The organism is Corynebacterium sp. HMSC27B11, from assembly GCF_001815985.1.
Taxonomy (GTDB): Bacteria; Actinomycetota; Actinomycetes; order Mycobacteriales; family Mycobacteriaceae; genus Corynebacterium.
Genome location: NZ_KV823558.1, coordinates 41,441 through 59,546, shown reverse-complemented (window position 1 = coordinate 59,546; position 18,106 = coordinate 41,441). Strand labels below are relative to the sequence as shown.

The 18,106-nt window shown below is 65.7% G+C and carries 16 protein-coding genes; all 16 read right to left on the bottom strand.

All coding sequences use genetic code 11. From position 1 onward, the window contains the following. Window positions 1-5 precede the first annotated feature (5 nt). The gene (locus HMPREF3097_RS05005) at window positions 6-2,144 is read right to left on the bottom strand and encodes a primosomal protein N' (protein ID WP_070761392.1); all 2,139 of its coding nucleotides are present in this window, start codon (window positions 2,142-2,144) and stop codon (window positions 6-8) included. A 70-nt stretch (window positions 2,145-2,214) separates the two neighbouring features. After that, window positions 2,215-3,420 (bottom strand): methionine adenosyltransferase, encoded by a 1,206-nt coding sequence (gene metK, locus HMPREF3097_RS05000; protein ID WP_070758936.1) that lies wholly within the window; start codon window positions 3,418-3,420, stop codon window positions 2,215-2,217. A gap of 120 nt (window positions 3,421-3,540) precedes the next feature. After that, window positions 3,541-4,830, bottom strand: coding sequence for a bifunctional phosphopantothenoylcysteine decarboxylase/phosphopantothenate--cysteine ligase CoaBC (gene coaBC / locus HMPREF3097_RS04995; RefSeq protein WP_070761391.1), 1,290 nt, complete (start codon window positions 4,828-4,830; stop codon window positions 3,541-3,543). An 18-nt stretch (window positions 4,831-4,848) separates the two neighbouring features. Next, window positions 4,849-5,130 carry a DNA-directed RNA polymerase subunit omega gene (gene rpoZ / locus HMPREF3097_RS04990; RefSeq protein WP_012360221.1) on the bottom strand — a complete coding sequence of 94 codons (282 nt, stop codon included), beginning with the start codon at window positions 5,128-5,130 and terminating at the stop codon, window positions 4,849-4,851. A gap of 172 nt (window positions 5,131-5,302) precedes the next feature. After that, a complete protein-coding gene (gmk, locus tag HMPREF3097_RS04985; protein WP_070758938.1) occupies window positions 5,303-5,878 on the bottom strand; it encodes a guanylate kinase in 576 nt (191 codons plus the stop codon). A gap of 3 nt (window positions 5,879-5,881) precedes the next feature. Continuing rightward, the gene (gene mihF, locus HMPREF3097_RS04980) at window positions 5,882-6,208 is read right to left on the bottom strand and encodes an integration host factor, actinobacterial type (protein WP_012360219.1); all 327 of its coding nucleotides are present in this window, start codon (window positions 6,206-6,208) and stop codon (window positions 5,882-5,884) included. Window positions 6,209-6,409: 201 nt separating this feature from the next. After that, window positions 6,410-7,258, bottom strand: coding sequence for an orotidine-5'-phosphate decarboxylase (pyrF, locus tag HMPREF3097_RS04975; RefSeq protein ID WP_070761390.1), 849 nt, complete (start codon window positions 7,256-7,258; stop codon window positions 6,410-6,412). Next, complete coding sequence (carB, locus tag HMPREF3097_RS04970) at window positions 7,258-10,590, bottom strand: carbamoyl-phosphate synthase large subunit (RefSeq protein WP_070761389.1); 3,333 nt, start codon at window positions 10,588-10,590, stop codon at window positions 7,258-7,260. Before carB ends, pyrF begins: the two co-directional genes overlap by 1 nt. 67 nt (window positions 10,591-10,657) lie before the next feature. Next, on the bottom strand, window positions 10,658-11,812 hold the full coding sequence (gene carA / locus HMPREF3097_RS04965; protein ID WP_070761388.1) for a glutamine-hydrolyzing carbamoyl-phosphate synthase small subunit: 1,155 nt from the start codon (window positions 11,810-11,812) through the stop codon (window positions 10,658-10,660). A gap of 59 nt (window positions 11,813-11,871) precedes the next feature. Next, on the bottom strand, window positions 11,872-13,239 hold the full coding sequence (locus tag HMPREF3097_RS04960; protein WP_070761387.1) for a dihydroorotase: 1,368 nt from the start codon (window positions 13,237-13,239) through the stop codon (window positions 11,872-11,874). A gap of 24 nt (window positions 13,240-13,263) precedes the next feature. Continuing rightward, a complete protein-coding gene (locus HMPREF3097_RS04955; RefSeq protein ID WP_070761386.1) occupies window positions 13,264-14,208 on the bottom strand; it encodes an aspartate carbamoyltransferase catalytic subunit in 945 nt (314 codons plus the stop codon). Further along, window positions 14,208-14,843, bottom strand: a complete 636-nt coding sequence (gene pyrR / locus HMPREF3097_RS04950; RefSeq protein WP_070758944.1) for a bifunctional pyr operon transcriptional regulator/uracil phosphoribosyltransferase PyrR — start codon at window positions 14,841-14,843, stop codon at window positions 14,208-14,210. The genes HMPREF3097_RS04955 and pyrR overlap by 1 nt, the downstream gene beginning before the upstream one ends. 175 nt (window positions 14,844-15,018) lie before the next feature. Continuing rightward, window positions 15,019-15,765: a transcription antitermination factor NusB gene (nusB, locus tag HMPREF3097_RS04945; RefSeq protein ID WP_070761385.1), complete on the bottom strand. Its 747-nt coding sequence runs from the start codon at window positions 15,763-15,765 to the stop codon at window positions 15,019-15,021. A 25-nt stretch (window positions 15,766-15,790) separates the two neighbouring features. Beyond that, complete coding sequence (gene efp / locus HMPREF3097_RS04940; protein ID WP_070761384.1) at window positions 15,791-16,354, bottom strand: elongation factor P; 564 nt, start codon at window positions 16,352-16,354, stop codon at window positions 15,791-15,793. Between the two features lie 91 nt (window positions 16,355-16,445). Next, entirely contained in the window at window positions 16,446-17,531 is a 1,086-nt protein-coding gene (locus HMPREF3097_RS04935; protein ID WP_070761383.1) for a M24 family metallopeptidase, read from the bottom strand. Between the two features lie 141 nt (window positions 17,532-17,672). After that, window positions 17,673-18,104: a type II 3-dehydroquinate dehydratase gene (gene aroQ / locus HMPREF3097_RS04930; protein ID WP_210398543.1), complete on the bottom strand. Its 432-nt coding sequence runs from the start codon at window positions 18,102-18,104 to the stop codon at window positions 17,673-17,675. Window positions 18,105-18,106 lie beyond the last annotated feature (2 nt).

Genomic DNA, 18,106 nt, shown 5'->3' with positions numbered 1-18,106 from the left:
ATACTCTAACCGATACGAACCGGGTCCATGACCACGCGTAGGGGTGCGGAGTGCCGCTGCGAGGAGCGCACGGCGACAGCGCTTTTAAGGGCGCTTCCCAGGGTCAGCGCGTCGGAGTGTGGCACGCGAATGATGAGCCGGCGAGCCTCATCCGCATGGCCGCTCGACAGCCCCGCGGGAAGCCTCACACCGCTTGGAAGCTCGACGGGGCCTAACAGTTCCGCCGATTCCGGCAGCTCCCAGGACTCCTCGAGCTCGGCGAGGCTGGCAGGAATGCCGTCCACCACCGCCACCACAGCCGCCGGTGGGAATTCTGCCTCCACCCTGCTCGCCAACTCTGCGGCGGCTGCCGCATCCGGGTTCCAGCGGATGAGCTGCTGGATCGCGCTCAGCCGATAGTCCCCTGCCACGATGACCCGGCCACCGGCCTCACGGGGTGCGACGAGTGCGGCAGCGCCCATCCACTGGCGCAAGGCGTTCTCCTCGGCCCGCAAATCCGCGCGCGTCAACGGCGCCCAGGGATCGAGGACGATTAACGCCCCATAGTGCCCATTGGGCTGCTGAGGTGGTGTACCGGCTGCTCGAAGGATCGGTTCGGAGCCGGGGGTAGCGACGACGATGCGTCGCCCTGGTGGCACTGATGTTTTGACCTGTTCCCCGCCCGAGACGGTCACCGGCACGCCCGGGAAGGCCCGGCCCAGTTCCTCAGCGGTGCGGTCGTGGCCCACCACGCTCATGCGCAGTGCGTGGTTACCGCAGTTGGTGCAGGTGAAAGTCGGGTGCAGGTGTCCGCACCACCGGCACGTGGGCGCTGAGTGGTCCCTGCCCTGTGGCAGTTCGAGTGGGCCATTGCAGTTCCGGCACCGGGCCGGGGTGCGGCATCGAGCACAGGCCAAGGCCGGAGCGTAACCACGGCGCGGCACCTGGATCAGCACGGTGCGGTCCGCATCCAGGGTCTCGCGAATCGTGGCGAAGGCCAGAGCCGGCAGCCGACTCCCCGGGCTGTGGCTCTCGGCCTCGAGCTGGCGTTCGGTGTCCCCAAGCCCTCGAATCCAGGGCAGCTGCTCACGAAGGGTTTCGGGCGTGGGGCGGATGGAAGCCAGCTCCCCCGCCGCGACCCACTGCTGGACCTCGGCGGTGCGGTGGTGACCGATGATTGCCAGCGCCGCGGACTCACCCTGACTGCGGGCCTTCGCTACCTCCCTGGCGTGCAGGTAGGGGGCTCGTGGATCGACAAGGGAATCGTCCCCCTCCCCCAATACGACCACCAAGCCGAGATCTTTGAGCGGCGCGAAGACTGCATTGCGGGTTCCGACGACGATCCTGGCCTGACCGAGCACGATGGAAAGGAAACGCCGGTAGCGCACATGCGAGGACTCTGCGGCCGTCATTTGGAGCACCTGCTCGGTGGACGTCCAGGCCGCCAGGGCCTCGCTGACGCGGTCCACGATCCGCTGATGTGGAGCGATCACCAGCGCCGACTTCCCTGCCCACGCGGTCGCAGCGGCGAGGACGGCGGCTAGGCGGGCATCGTCGTCCCCAGGAGCGGTGAGCAGCGACATGCGCGGGGCGGAACCCTCGTCCAGGAGGGCAGCAAGGAAGCGCGGGCCAAAGTGATACTTGCCGAGCGCGGATTCGGCATCTGACCGCGCCTGGGTGCGCAACTCGGCGACGGGCTCCAGCGTCGAGTAGAGATCCTCCCACGCCTTACCGCCTGCAAACAGCCCTGCCTTCTCGGCGCTCGCATGGCGGGGCGGGATCGCTGCCCGTAGAACATCCGCTCGGGTCCCTGCGGCGCGCTCGGCGAGCTGATTCACCAGCCGCCACATGTGCTCCGGTAGCAGCCGAATCGGGCTGATGACGCGCTCCAACGGGCGCAGCTTTCCCGAGTGGTCGCTGCTCGAGCGTCGCTCGATGATGAAACCGTCCACGAGGCGCCCGTTGAACCGGATACGGACTCGCACGCCGGCCTGGGCGTCGGCGTCCATCTCGGCGGGAACCTCATAGTCGAAGAGGCGGTCGAGATGTGGCACCCCGACCAGCGGCAATACCCGCGCGATCCGGCGAGGCCCGCGCCCCGCACGGGCAGCGAGCAGTTCCCTATCACCGGGGTTGGCTGCGGCTGGCTGTGCGGTCGTGTTCATGAGCTACAGGCTAGCCGACGGTGCGGACACGCCTTCACGGGGCGCTGGGAGAATGCCCCGAGAGCTGCCGCTAGTTGCTGCCGACAGCCTTTTTGAGCTCCTCAACCTTGTCCAGGCGCTCCCATGGCAGGTCGAGGTCATTGCGACCGAAGTGACCATAAGCAGCCGTCTGGGCGTAGATCGGGCGGAGCAGATCCAGCTCGCGCAGGATCGATGCCGGGCGCAGATCGAAGACCTCGGCGACAGCGCGCTGGATGTCCTCCACCGGTGCCTTCTCGGTGCCGAAGGTTTCCACGTAAAGGCCGACGGGGCGCGCCACGCCGATCGCGTAGGCCACCTGAACCTCGGCGCGGTCGGCCAGGCCGGCAGCCACGATGTTCTTTGCCACCCAACGGGTCGCATAGGCAGCAGAACGGTCCACCTTCGACGGGTCCTTGCCGGAGAACGCGCCACCACCGTGGCGAGCCATGCCGCCGTAGGTGTCAACGATGATCTTGCGACCGGTCAGTCCGGCGTCACCGGCAGGCCCGCCCAGAATGAAGGAACCGGAGGGGTTAACCAACAGTTCCAGGTCCTCGGTCACGAAGGGCTTGAGGCTCTCGTCAGAGAGCACGTGGTCCACCACATGCTCGGACAGGAGCTCCCGCAGCTCATCCTGGGTGCGCTCCGGGTCGTGCTGCGTGGAGATGACGACGGTATCCAGGCGCACCGGGGTGCCGGCCTCGTCGTATTCGAAGGTGACCTGGGTCTTGCCGTCCGGGCGAAGGCCGGTGACGATGCCCTCCTTGCGCACCTCGGTCAGGCGACGGGAAAGGCGGTGGGCGACGGAGATGGGCAACGGCATGTACTCCGGGGTCTCGTTCGTCGCGTAGCCGAACATCAGCCCCTGGTCGCCCGCACCCTGGCGGTCGTCCTCGTCGGTCGAGGAGGAACCGCGGACCTCATGGGAGGTATCCACGCCCGCTCCAATCTCTGGCGACTGCGCACCAATGGACACGGACACGCCGCAGGTGGTGCCGTCGAAGCCCATGTCGGAAGAGGTAAAGCCGATCTCCTTGAGGGTATCGCGCACCAGCTGCGGGATCTCAACGTAGCCCGAGGTGCGGACCTCACCGACAATGTGGACGAGGCCGGTGGTGACCACGGTCTCCACAGCGACGCGGGCCTGCGGATCCTCGGCGAGCATGGCGTCGAGGATCGTATCGGAGATCGCGTCACAGATCTTATCTGGGTGACCCTCGGTGACGGATTCGCTGGTAAATAGGCGCTTAGACACTAGTTATCTCGCTTCTATCGTTCGTATTGTTGGTGCGGCCCGTCGGTGGCGGGCGGCGGGCGACGACCTAGACGGTGAACTAATTCATCAATAATAGACCAAGCGGTCTAGAAATGCACGCTAGCGATCGGCGGTTCGTGGCAAAGCGTCAAGAATCGCTCCGGCTACCTCGAGCTTATGCCCTGCCGGGACTTCACGGACATCCAGCGTCTCCGGATCATCGGAGCCGGACGGATTGGCGATCAGCCAGCCCGCGGAGTCCTCCTGACCGAAGACCTTACCCCGACCGACAGCGTTCGCCATCAGCAGGTCGCAGCCCTTGCGGAGAAACTTCCGCTGCGCGTGCTCGAGAGGGGTAGATTCCGCGTCACCGGTCTCTGCTGCGAAACCCACGATGCGCAGATTCTTCGGCAGCTCCCCTGCCCGGCGCAGCTCGACGAGCCCCGCCAGGATGTCTGGGTTTTCTACCAGTTCGATGACCTCCAGCTGATCCTCTCCGCCCTTCTTCAGCTTCGAGTCGGCCTGTTGCGCGGGGCGGTAGTCCGCCACCGCCGCCGCCATGATGACGACATCCGCTTCCCGAGCGGCCTGCTCGGTCGCGTCCTTCAGCTCCAGAGCGCTGCTGATCCGAGTCACCCGCGCGCCGGAAGGCGTCGGCAGATCCTCGGTATGCCCCGCGATGAGGTGAACGTCGGCGCCACGTTGCGCGGCGACGTCCGCCAGCGCGTAGCCCTGACGGCCCGAGGAGGCGTTACCAAGAAACCGCACCGGGTCGAGATCCTCGTGCGTGCCGCCGGCGGTGACCACCACGCGGGTGCCGACCAAGTCCTGGTCGAAGATTCCCGGCTGGGCGTGGGCCGCCAGCGCCAGTGCCGCGATGTGATCGGGCTCGGGCAGCCGACCGGGGCCGCTATCCTTGCCGGTGAGGCGCCCGTGGGCGGGCTCCAGCACGGTGATCCCCCGGCTCCGCAGCGTCGCAACATTATCCTGCGTCGCCGGGTTTTCCCACATCTCGGTGTGCATCGCCGGGGCAATGACCACCGGGCAGGTCGCGACGAGGCAGCTCGCGGTGAGCAAGTCATCCGCGCGCCCCATACGCAGTCGCGCCATAAGATCGGCCGTGGCCGGGGCTACCACGATGAGGTCGGCCTCCTGACCGAGACGGACGTGCTGAACCCCGGAGACGTCGTCCCAGACGGTCGTACTGACCGGATTACCGGACAGGGCCTCCCAGGTGGCAGCACCCACGAAGTTCAGTGCGGATTCGGTGGGAACGACGTGGACGTTGTGCCCCCGTTCCGTGAAATAGCGAACGAGGTGGGCCGCCTTAAACGCAGCAATGCCGCCCCCAACACCCACCAGGATGCGGAGCGGCTTGCTCTTATTCTTCTTCGAAGCGTTATCAGTCACACGTGACAGGATAGCCTCTTAGCCCTCGGTGTGCTCCAAGAGATCCGCGTTAATCTCGCGCAGGGCGATGGACAGTGGCTTCTCGTGCATCTCCGGGGTCACCAGCGGGCCAACGAACTCCAGGACACCTTCGTCGATGCTCTGGAAGTAGTCGTTGATCTGACGCGCGCGCTTAGCTGCGAAGATCGCGAGGGCGTACTTCGAGGACACCTTGGTCAGGAGCTCGTCGATCGGCGGGTTGGTGATGCCGACTGGCGGATCGAAAACCGTCTCGTTCGAGTTGACGTCCTGATTTTCCACGAAATGCACCTATTCTTTCGATTGCTTAATTAAGCCGCGTCTGATCCCCACGACGGCTTAGAGGGAAACTATATCTTAATCGCCTGGAAGCGCCTAACCCCACGCCCACGTCGGTGGGTCGCGGGGTGCGGTAACAGGCTGGGTGGAGCCGGTGTCTCTGGGGCGAGGTCCCCTAGGCTTCCGGCACCAGGATGTCGCGGATTCCCGCGACGGCCTCGTCCACATCCGAATTCACGATGACGTGGTCGAACTCATCCTTAGCGGCCAGTTCCCCGCGGGCGGTCTCCAGGCGACGCTGGATGACCTCGTCGGATTCGGTGCCACGGCCGGTCAGCCGTTCCACCAGCACCTCCCACGAGGGCGGAGCAAGGAAGACGGTGTGGGCCTCCGGCAGGAGCTTCTTCACGTTCCGCGCACCCTCGAGATCCACCTCAATGAGGACGGGGTGCTGGGCGGCCATGGCCTCCTCCACCGGCTTGCGGGGCGTACCGGAGAGCTGCAGCCCACCGTGGATCTCAGCCCATTCGAGCATGAGGTCGCTGTCTATGTTGGACTGGAACTCGTCTCGCGTCACGTAGAGATAGTCACGACCGTGTACCTCGCCGGGGCGAGGTTCGCGGGTCGTCATCGATACGCTGAAGAAGAGGTTCGGGACCGACTCGCGGAGCTTAGAGACCACCGTGGACTTACCAACGGCGGACGGCCCGGCGAGGACGACCACGCGGCCGCGGCCCGATTCCTGCGTCACGGCTTAAGCCTCTGGGTCGAAGCCGAAGTGCTCCAGCAGAGCGCGACGCTGACGGTCGCCCAGGCCGCGCAGACGGCGGGTCGGGGCGATCTCGAGCTGGTTCATGATCTCCTCGGCCTTGATCTTGCCGACCTTCGGCAGGGAGACCAGCAGAGCGGAGACCTTCATCTTGCCCAGGATCGGGTCAGTCTCGGCGTCCTTCAGGACCTGCTGCAGATCGGTGCCGCCGCGCTTGAGCTTCTCGCGAAGTTCGGCGCGTGCCTTACGTGCCTCGGCTGCCTTCTTCAGGGCCTCTGCACGCTGCTCCGGGGTCAGCTGGGGAAGTGCCACGGGATTCCTCCGTACGTAATCGTTTTTAAAAATCTTGTGGAATGTCTTGCATTTTAGCCAATCAGCGTCGGGCTGCTGGCTTGAACACCCCTTTTCAGGGCGCTACTTGCTTAAGAAAGCAAAGCACGAAGGTGAATCCTAAGGTGCTTTTGCCGTGGTGGCAACTGCGACGCGCGGATTCACCTTCGCCAAATTTGCAGGCTACACCTGAAGTTCCGCGGCGAAGCGGCGCGCTGCGGCCTGCAGATCCGCCACGGCAGGCCCTTCGTTCAGGACAGCGCGGGAGACATTCGGGCTCGCGAAGCGTGCCGCCTCACCGCAAATACGCCGCACATCGGCCATCGTGCCGCCCTGGGCCCCGACGCCGGGCATGAGGATCATGCCGTTGACCTGGTCCAGAACCGGTGGATTCTCCACCGTCGCGCCGACCACGACGCCGACGTTGCCGGGCTTGTCCCCCGCGTTGAGTTCGGCCACGCGGTCGCACACCGCCTGGGCCAGCGTGGCGCCGGACTGCGTCTGGGACAGCTGCACAGACGGGGCCTCCGGGTTGGATGTCGCCGCGAGCACGATGGCACCCTTGTTGTACTCGGCTGCCAGTTCAAACACCGGGGCCAGGGAATCCACACCGAGCCACGGAGAGACCGTCAACGCGTCCGCCTCTAGGGGCGAGCCCGGCCGCAGCCAGGCGCTGGCGTAGCCCGCCATGGTCGAGCCGATATCGCCTCGCTTGGCGTCAGCGATCACCAGCACGCCGGCCTCCCGCAGCTCCGCCATCGCGTTCTGGAGAACCTCGAAGCCTGCAGCCCCGAAAGCCTCATAGAAGGCCACCTGTGGCTTGACGACGGCGACGGTATCCCGGAAAGCGGCAACCGCGGTATCGGTGAATTCTTTCAGCCCGTCCAGGTCATAGCTCAACCCCCAGCGCTCGAGGATGTGTGCGTGCGGGTCAAGCCCCACGCACAGCGGCCCCAGCTCGGCAGCCCGAGCCAGGAAGCGCTCGCCGAAGGTCTGAGACTGGTCTGCAGCCTGCCTCACCGGCGTGGTCATTAGTGCTCCACTTCCTGAATCGGGGTCACCGTGGTGTCGTGGTCCAGCAGAGCCTCGATGCCCTGCACCGCTGCGACGGTGCCCTGAACGGTCGTCGCGCACGGCACGCCGCTGTTCACAGAGGCCGCGCGGATCTCGTAGCCGTCGGTGCGCGCGTCAGCGGTACCGGCCGGGGTGTTGATGACCAGGTCGATCTCGCCGTCGCGGATGTAGTCCACGACGTTGCGGGCGTTCTCGCCCTCGCCGCTGGTGGCGGAGACCTTCGCGACGACCTCGCACTCCACGCCATTGCGGCGCAGCATGCTTGCGGTGCCCGCGGTGGCGAGCACGTTGAAGCCCAAGGAAGCCAGGCGCTGGATCGGGAGGATCAGGGTGCGCTTGTCGCGGTTAGCGACGGAGACGAAGACGTTGCCCTTGGTCGGCAGCGCGCCGTAGGCACCTTCCTGGGACTTCGCGAACGCGGTACCGAAGTCCGAGTCGAGGCCCATGACCTCGCCGGTGGACTTCATTTCCGGGCTCAGCAGGGAGTCCAGCACCTTGCCCTCGAAGCTGCGGAAGCGGTTGAACGGCAGCACTGCCTCCTTGACGGCAATCGGGTGACCGATCGGCAGCGAGCCACCATCGCGATCGGAAGGCAGGATGCCTTCCTCCTTGAGCTCGGCGATGGAAGCGCCCAGCATGATGCGCGCGGCGGCCTTGGCCATCTGCACGCCCGTGGCCTTGGACACGAACGGGGCGGTGCGGGAGGCGCGCGGGTTGGCCTCGATGACGTAGAGGATGTCGTCCTTCAGCGCGTACTGGACGTTCATCAGGCCCTTCACGCCGATGCCCTGGGCCAGCTTGCGGGTGGATTCCCGGACCTTTTCGATGTCCTGCTCCCCCAGCGTCATCGGTGGCAGCGCACAGGCGGAGTCACCGGAGTGGATACCGGCCTCCTCGATGTGCTCCATCACGCCGCCGAGGTAGACGTCCTCGCCATCGCAGAGGGCGTCGACGTCGATCTCGATGGCGGAATCCAGGAAGCGGTCGACCAGGACCGGGTGCTCGTCGGTGATCTCCGTGGCGCGCGAGATGTAGTCGCGCAGGCTGGCCTCGTCGTAGACGATCTCCATACCGCGGCCACCGAGGACGTAGGACGGGCGGACCAGTACCGGGTAACCGATGTTTGCGGCGACCTCACGGGCCTCCTCGAAGCTGGTGGCGGTGCCGAAGGCCGGGGCTGGCAGCTCGGCGTCGCGCAGGACCTTGCCGAACTCGCCGCGGTGCTCCGCCAGATTGATGGCCTCCGGGGTGGTGCCGACGATCGGCACACCCGCGTCCGAGAGGCGCTGCGCCAGGCCCAGTGGGGTCTGGCCACCGAGCTGGACGATCACGCCCGCGACGGTGCCGGACTCGGACTCCGCGCGGTAGATCTCCATGACGTCCTCGAAGGTCAACGGCTCGAAGTACAGGCGATCGGCGGTGTCGTAGTCGGTGGAAACGGTCTCCGGGTTGCAGTTGACCATCACGGTCTCGTAGCCAACGCGGGAGAGCTCGAGGGCCGCGTGGACGCAGGAGTAGTCGAACTCAATGCCCTGGCCGATGCGGTTCGGGCCGGAGCCCAGAATGATGACCTTTTCCTTCTCCTTCTGCGGCTCGACCTCGGACTCGGCGTTCGGGTCCAGCTCATAGGAGCTGTAGTGGTACGGGGTCTTCGCCTCGAACTCGCCGGCGCAGGTGTCCACGGTCTTGAAGACCGGGTGGATGCCGAGGGACCAGCGCAGGGATCGCACGCCGTCCTCACCTGCGAACTCCGGACGCAGGGCGGCGATCTGGCGGTCGGAGAGGCCGAGGAACTTCGCGTAACGCAGGAGATCCACGTCCAGGACCGGCGCGTCGATCAGCTGCTGGCGGAACTCCACCAGGGCCATGAGCTCGTGCAGGAACCACGGGTCGATGCCGGAGGCCTGGTAGATCTCGTCCACGGTCGCGCCGAGGCGCATGGCGAGCTCGACGTCGTAGAGGCGGCCCTCGGTCGGGCGCTTCAAGTCCTCGAGGACGGCTGCCTTGTCGGTGGCACGCTCGCCCGCAAAGTCCTCATCCGGGACGGTCCAGAAGCCCGCCTGCTTGGTCTCCAGGGAACGCATGACCTTGTTCAGGCCGGTGATGTAGTTGCGGCCGATGGACATGGCCTCACCGACGGACTTCATCGTGGTCGTGAGGGTGTCGTCGGCGCCCGGGAACTTCTCAAAGGCGAAGCGCGGAGCCTTGACGATGACGTAGTCCAGAGTCGGCTCGAAGGCAGCCGGGGTGACCTGGGTGATGTCGTTGCGGACCTCGTCGAGGGTATAGCCGATCGCCAGCTTCGCGGCCAGCTTCGCGATCGGGAAGCCAGTGGCCTTGGACGCGAGCGCGGAGGAACGGGATACGCGCGGGTTCATCTCGATCGTGATGATCCGGCCGTCCTTGGGGTTGATGGCGAACTGGATGTTGCAGCCACCGGTCTCCACGCCGACCTCGCGGAGGATGGCGATGCCCTGGTCGCGCATGATCTGGAACTCGCGGTCCGTCAGGGTCATGGACGGGGCGACGGTGACGGAGTCGCCGGTGTGGACGCCCAGGGCGTCGACGTTCTCGATGGAGGCGACGACGACCACGTTGTCCTTCGCGTCGCGCATCAGCTCCAGCTCGAATTCCTTCCAGCCGAGGATGGACTCCTCGATCAGGACGTTGGCCTCCGGGGATGCGGCGAGGCCGCCGCCGGCGATGCGCTCCAGGTCCTCGTAGTCGAAGGCCAGGCCGGAGCCAAGGCCGCCCATGGTGAAGGACGGGCGGACGACGACTGGCAAGCCCAGCTCGGCGACGGTCTCGTGGACCTCCTCCATGTTGTGGCAGACGCGGGAGCGGGCGGAGGATCCACCGATCTTCTCGACGATGTCCTTGAACTTCTGGCGGTCCTCGCCGCGCTCAATGGCGTCGATGTCCGCGCCGATGAGCTCGACGCCGTACTTGTCGAGGATGCCGCGGCGGTCCAGCTGGATCGCGGCGTTCAGCGCGGTCTGGCCGCCGAGGGTGGCCAGCACGGCGTCGATCGGGTGCCCCTCTGCCTTTTCCTTGGCGAAGATCTTCTCGATGTACTCCGGCTGAATCGGCTCGATGTAGGTGTGGTCGGCGAACTCCGGGTCGGTCATGATGGTCGCCGGGTTGGAGTTGATCAGGGTGACGCGGAGGCCCTCTTCCTTGAGCACTCGGCAGGCCTGGGTGCCGGAGTAGTCGAACTCGCAGGCCTGACCGATGACGATCGGGCCGGAACCGATGACGAGGACGTGGTTGATGTCTTCACGACGTGGCATGAGTGTTTTCTCTTTCTGTTGGGCGTTGTGCTGCTGGATGCGTTCTGTGCTGTGAGAAGGCGTCGGCTTAGGCCTTCTTCTCCTGCTCCAACAGGTTGAGGAAGTGGTCGAACAGGGGGTTTGCGTCGTGCGGGCCGGCGGCGGACTCCGGGTGGTACTGCACCGAGAAGGCGCGTCCGCTGGTCAGCGCCACGCCTTCGACGACGTCGTCGTTGAGGCAGATGTGGGTGACCTTGGCGGGCCCGAATGGGGTGTCGAATTCCTTCTCTAGGCCACCGGCGGGGGCCGCGAGGGCGAAGCCGTGGTTCTGGGCGGTGATCGCGACCTTGCCAGTCTCCAGGTCCTTCACCGGCACGTTGGTGCCGCGGTGGCCGAACTTCAGCTTGTAGGTGTCCAGGCCGAGGGCACGGCCAAAGAGCTGGTTGCCGAAGCAGATGCCGAAGAACGGGATGTCGGCCTCGAGCACCTTCTTGACCTGCTCCACCGTGTGGTCGGCGGTGGCCGGGTCACCCGGGCCGTTGGAGGCGAACACGCCCTGGGCCTCGTACTCGCTCAAGTAGCGCTCGAGGGTGGAGAACTCGGTGTCGGCCGGAATGACGACGGTGCGGATGCCGCGCTTGGCGAACTCGCGCGGCGTGTTGGTCTTAATGCCCATGTCGTAGGCGAGGACGGTGTACTTGCGCTCCCCTTCCGCGTCGACGACATAAGGCTCGTCGGTGGTGACGTCCGCGGTCAGGTCCGCGCCGCTCATCGACGGCTGCTCCTTGACCTGGGCGATCATCTCCTCGTCCGTGCCGAGGGCGTCGCCGGAGAAGATGCCCGCGGCGATGGATCCCTCCTCGCGCAGGTGGCGTACGACGGAGCGGGTATCCACGCCGCAGATGCTGACGATGCCCTGTGCCTCGAGCTCCTCGTTGAGGCTGCGCTTGGCTCGCCAGTTGCTGACGGTGTTGGAGAGGTCGCGGATGACCAGGCCAGCGGCCCAGATCTTGCCGTCGCGGGACTCGGAGTCCTCGTCGTTCCAGCCGGTGTTACCGATCTGTGGGGCGGTGAGCACCGTGATTTGACGGTGGAAGGAGGGGTCGGTGAGGGTCTCCTGGTAGCCGGTCATGGCGGTGGTGAACACTGCCTCGCCGAGGGTCTTGCCGGTCGCGCCCATCGCGAAGCCGCGGTAGATCGTGCCGTCTGCGAGAACCAGTGCTGCTGGAGTGTGAGTCTGCATATCTTTAGTCCTTAGTTTTTCTTTCAAGGTCAGTCGCCGATTGTTGAGTTATCGGGCAGCTAGTCGGTTGTCACAGGGTTGCCGTCGCGGCATGTCACCTTGCCACGCAGGATCGTCGTGGATACCCGAACCGGCATGGGCATGCCTTCGTAAGGGTTGTTCTCGGACTTGGAAGCCATCTGCTTGGCCTCGGCGGTCCAGTTAGCGTTGGTATCCACCACGCACAGGTTCGCTGGCTCGCCTTCGGCGATCGGTCGGCCGTGACCTGGCAGCTTGGTGATCTCGGCTGGCCGCTCGGACATCACCTTGGCGACGAAGCGCCAGTCCTGATCGCCGTTGATGACGAAGAGGTCCGCGATGATCGCCAGGGAGGTCTCCAGGCCGAGCATGCCCGGACGAGCCTGGTCGAATTCGCAGCACTTCTCCTCGGAGGAGTGCGGGGCGTGGTCGGTGGCCACGCAGTCCACCACGCCGTCGATGAGTGCCTGGCGCAGGGCCAGGGTGTCCCGCTCCTCACGCAGCGGCGGGTTCACGCGGTTCACGCCGTCGAAGGTCTCCAACCGGGAGTCGGTGAGGATCAGGTGGTGCGGGGTGACTTCGGCGGACAGCGGGATGTCCTGTCCCTTCGCCCAGCGCAGCAGCTCGACGGTGCCTTCCGTGGATGCGTGACAGATGTGGAGCCGACCGCCGTAGTCGCGGGCCATGAGGGCGTCGCGGGCGACGATGGACTCCTCCGCCACGCGTGGCCAACCACGAAGGCCCAGGCGGGCGGCGGTCTCGCCTTCGTGGGCAACCGCGCCCTCGGTCAGGCGCGGCTCCTCGCAGTGCTGCGCGAGCAGCACGTCCATGCCACGCGAGTACTCGATTGCGCGACGCATCAGGCGCGGGTCGTCGACGCACTTGCCGTCGTCGGAGAACATGCGCACCTTGGCGTCGGAATCGGCCATCATGCCGAATTCGGTGAGCTCCTTGCCCGCCAGTCCCTTGGAGATGGAACCGACGGGGTGGACGTCGCAGAGGTTCGTGTTCTGGCCCTTGTACCAGACGCTTTCCGCGATGGCGGGGTCGTCCATGACCGGGGAGGTATTAGCCATGGTGAACACGGCGGTAAACCCGCCCTTGGCAGCCGCCGCGGAGCCGGAGGCGATGGTCTCGGTATCCTCGCGGCCCGGCTCGCGCAGGTGAACATGCATGTCCACCAGGCCCGGCAGGAGCACCTGGCCGGCAAGGTCGAGCACCTCGGCCTCAGCCGGAGCCTCGTCGGAGAGATCCGCGCCGATCTTGGCGATCACGCCGCCGGAGAGCAGGACATCTTGCGGCTCCCCTTCACCGTAGATGAGCACGCCCTTGAGGAGCACCGCGTTCTCGGCACCCGCCGGGTGCGCAGCCAGTGGGCCAGTCGGGGGAAAGTTCTTGTTGTCGACCATAAAAATCGCTTATCCTTTCTGGCCTTAAGCGTCTGTCTCGGTCTCGGAGGCCGAGTGGCCGCCGATCAGCAGCTGGAAGAGGATCGCCATGCGGACGTGAACACCGGCAGTGACCTGCTGGAGCACGACGGTGTTCGGGGCGTCCGCGACGCTGTAGTTGATCTCCATGCCGCGCAGCATCGGGCCTGGGTGCATCACAACCGCGTCCGGCTTCAACATGGCGTGGCGGGCCTCGGACAGCCCGTATCGGGTGGCGTACTCGCGGTGCGAGGGGAAGAAACCACCGTTCATGCGCTCCGCCTGGACCCGCAGCATCATGACCGCGTCGGCACTCGGCAGGTCCGCGTCAAGATCGTGGCTCACGCGCACGCCCCAGTTCTCCACCCCGATCGGCAGCAGCGTCGGAGGTGCGACGAAGGTGACATCCGCGCCGAGGGCATTGAGCAGCTGCGCGTTGGAGCGGGCGACGCGGGAGTGCAGGATGTCACCGACGATCACGACGTGCTGCCCCGACAGATCGCCCCGTTGGCGGCGCAGCGTCGTGGCGTCGAGCAGCGCCTGGGTGGGGTGCTGGTTGGAGCCATCTCCGGCGTTGATGACCGCGGTATCGCCGATGAAGTTGGCAACGTGCTGCGCCGCCCCGGAGGACGGATGGCGCATGACCAGTGCGTCGGCGCCGATGGACTTCAGCGTCAGTGCCGTGTCCCGGAGGGACTCGCCCTTCTTCACGCTCGAGGAGGACGCGGAAATGTTGATAACGTCCGCGCTCATCCACTTCCCCGCCGTCTCGAAGCTGGCCCGGGTGCGGGTGGAGTTTTCGTAGAACATCGTGAACACGGTGCGCCCCCGCAGGGTGGGCAGCTTCTTGACCTCGCGGCCCTTCAGCGCCTCGGCGAAGCGGTCCGCCTCGTCCATGATGCTCACAATCTCATTCGGAGTGAGATCGGAAATGCTGAGCAGGTTCTTCACTACGCACGCCCCTTGTCTGCGGCGGACGGTACCTGCCCGCCCTGATTCGCTGGTTGCTGGTCGGCGGGTGTGGTCGACCGGGTCAGGGTGACCTCGTCGCGGCCGTCGAGCTCGTGGAGAGCGACGGTGACGTCCTCGGAGGCTGCCGTCGGAATGTTCTTGCCCACGTAATCGGCGCGAATCGGCAGCTGCCGGTGACCGCGGTCAATCAGGACGGCCAGCTGGACGGTATCGGGACGGCCGAGATCCCGGAGGGCGTCCAACGCGGCGCGGATGGTGCGGCCCGAAAACAGGACGTCGTCGACCAAGATGACGGTTGCGCCGTCGATCCCCTCGTCCGGGATGATCGTGGGCTTGAGCGCACGGTGCGGGCCGCGCCCCAGATCGTCCCGGTACAGCGTGATATCCAGCGAGCCTTGGAACACATCCACGCCACTGAATTCGCTGATCTTTTTCTGCAGCCGCTCCGCGAGCGGCACTCCCCCAGACGGAATACCCAAAACCACGACCCGCCGGGCGGATCCGCTGTCTAGAGCCGTCTTCTCAATGATTTGGTGCGCGATGCGTGCGACCGTGCGATTGACATCGTCCGGGTTCAGCAGAACCACGGAGTGCTGATCGACTGTCGGATTCATCGTGACCTCCTTTCCCGCCTCTCTGTGCGGTCTGTTAAAGGATGCCTCTGAAAGAAAACCTTTCATGTGAACGATAGCACAAAGCACTACCCCCGGCTGCGCGGGGCAACCGGGGTTAGATGGGTGCGATTTACTCATTCGCCGACACGATGCCGCGACTGAAGAACCTCGCTTTTTAGACGGAGTTCTGGCCGTCAGCGGCGGTGTCTTCGCCAACCCCCGCCTGGCCGTCTTCGGTCTCTTCTGCGGCGCCGTCCCCCACCTGCTCGGTGGGGTCTGCGATCACAGAATCAACCAGCGCCTCGATATCTGCCGGGGCAGGAGCAGAGCCCTCCTCGGACCCCGACTGTTCCTGCACGCGCTGGGTGGCCAGACGGTCAGCCATCGCGGCGTCCGCGTCTGTGGCCACGCCGTCGAGCACAGCGTTGACGTAGTCCGGGGCCTTGACGTGGGAGTACTCGCTGGCAAGTTCGATCCCCTCGGACAGGGCAACGCGGTGCGGAACGTCCGGGTTAAACATCAGTTCCCACGCCGCCACGCGCATGACCGCGCGGTCCACGGCGGGGATGCGATCCAGGGTCCAATCGCTGGTGAGGTGCACGGCGATGGCGTCGTCGATCGCGTCGAGGTTGCTTGCCACGCCGGGCACGATCTGAGAGGTGTACTCCGGGATCGGCTTGATCTGGTTTTCCTGATCCTTAGCTAGCTCCGCGCGCTCTTCCATGATGTCGACCGGGTCGATGTCGCGGAACTCCGCCTCGAAGAGGATGTCCACGGCACGGCGGCGGGCCTTATAGCGCGCACCACGCCGCTTGAAACGCGCAGCCGAACGCTCATCCTTCGAGCCTTTGCCCTCCCCCGCAGACTGCGGGTTCTGGCTTTCGGGGCGCGAGGATGGCGACGGCGACTGTGGTTCAACCATGAGGAAGTATCAGGCTCCTGGGGTGTTACTGGGTGACGCGGGACAGGTACTCGCCGGTGCGGGTGTCCACCTTGACGACGTTGCCGGTCTCGATGAACAGCGGCACCTGGATCTCGGCACCGGTCTCCAGGGTGGCTGGCTTGGAGCCACCGGTAGAGCGGTCGCCCTGCAGGCCCGGATCGGTGTGCTTGATCTTGAGGTCAACGTTGGCCGGCAGCTCAGCGAACAGCGCCTGGCCGTCGTGGAAGGAAACGTTGACGCGGGAGTTCTCCAGCAGGAACTTCGCGCCGTCACCCATGAGCTCCGGCTGCAGCTCGACCTGGTCGAAGGTCTTGTCGTCCATGAGGACGTAGGCGGAGCCGTCGTTGTACAGGTAGGTCATGTCGCGGCGGTCGACGGTGGCCTGCTCGACCTTCACACCTGCGTTGAAGGTCTTGTCCACGGTCTTGCCGGAGACGACGTCCTTGAGCTTCGTACGCACAAACGCCGGGCCCTTACCTGGCTTGACGTGCTGGAACTCCACGATCTGTTGCAGCTTGCCGTCGATCATCAGGACCATACCGTTTTTGAAATCTGCAGTGGTTGCCACTAGTTCAGGCTCCTCTATTCTCGTTGAGATTTTTTGCGCGCACGTCGACGCCCGAGGTCTCGGGCGTTCTCGTTCGACTTATTCTAACACCTTAAACGATGCGCAGATCAGTGCTGGAGGCGTTGCAGCTCTTCGCCCCGTCGGCCGTGACCACGTAGGTGTTTTCGATGCGCAGGCCGGTCTTGCCCGGGATGTAGATCCCTGGCTCCACGGTCAGCGTCATCCCCTCAGCAAGCGTTACTGATCGGTCGACCCGGGAGTTCGCCGACGGCGCTTCGTGGACGTCAAGGCCCACGCCGTGGCCCGTCGAGTGCACGAAGTACTCGCCGTAGCCCGCATCGGTGATGATGTCCCGGCAGGTCTTATCGATATCAAACAGAGCGGTTCCCGGGGCGACGGCCGCGGCACCAGCCCGCTGCGAGCGCAGGACGACGTCGTAGAGGGTGGCGGAGAGCTCGTCCGGCTCCCCCACGCAGACGGTGCGTGTCTGGTCGGAGGCGTAACCGTCCAGGTAGATGCCGAAATCGACGGTGACCAGACCGGGCACGATCGGGTCGCGGGAGACACCGGCGTGCGGCTTGGTGGCGTTGACTCCCGACGCCAGGATGGTATCGAAGCTCAGTGCTTCGGCACCGGCCTTGCGCAGGCGGTACTCCAGGTCCGCTGCGGCCTCGATTTCAGTGCGGCCCTCGCGGATTCCGCCTTCGTCGAGGAATTCCTGCCACACCGAATCCGCGAGCTCCCCGGCTGCCTCGAGGGCGGCGATCTCCGCGCTGTCCTTGACCAAGCGAAGCTCCTCGACGATGCCGGCCGCCACCTCCGGCAGCGGCCCGTCCGCGGCAAGCTTCTTCGCTTCGCCGATGCTCAGGCTGGACTCCACGGCAAAGCCGGTGACCTGAGCCCGCTCCGGGACTTGCTCGAGCAGCTTATTGTCGATGAGGAGCTCGACATCCTCTGGCTGGCCGGTCTCGATCTCCACCTGGGTGGCGTATCGGCCATCGGTGCCGAGCACGCCCCGGCCGTCCGGCCGCTGCAGGTACACCGCATTGGAGCCACTGAAACCGGTGAGGTAGCGAACGTTCTTCAGGTCAGTGACCAGAAGGCCCGGCAGGTCGCGCTCCTGTAGGCGTGCGGCAAGCTTGTTGCGGCGCTCGGCGTATCGCTGAGTCTGGTTCATTCGCGCTCTCCTTCGATCGTTGTTTTCCCCCATGCTGGGTTCAATCACCCCCACGCTACTCCCCTGGGCGTCCACACTCGCGGGCGCGGGTCATTGCGCGGAGCGTTGAGCCCGACCCCGCCCTCAAAGACGTCGGCGGTGCTAGCTCTGCGCGAGGTAACGCAGGGCCGCCAGGTATCCCTCGATCCCCAAGCCAGCGATCACGCCGCGGGCAATGGGGCTGAGGTAGCTGTGGTGACGGAAGGGCTCGCGGGCGTGGACGTTGGAGATGTGGACCTCCACGAAGCCCTGGCCGTCGGCGACCTCCGCGAGAGCGTCGCGCAGCGCCACAGAAGTGTGCGTCCAGCCGCCCGGGTTGATGATCACCGCGTGCCCCTGGTCAGCTGCCGCGTGGATGCGGTCGAGCATCTCGCCTTCGTGGTTGCTCTGGAAGAACTCCACCGCCACACCCAGGCGTGCCGCCTCATCGGCGATGAGGGCCTCGACGTCGGCCAGCGTCGTCGCCCCGTAGACCTCCGGCTGGCGCTTGCCCAGCCGGTTGAGGTTCGGGCCGTTGAGCACGCTCACCGTCAGCT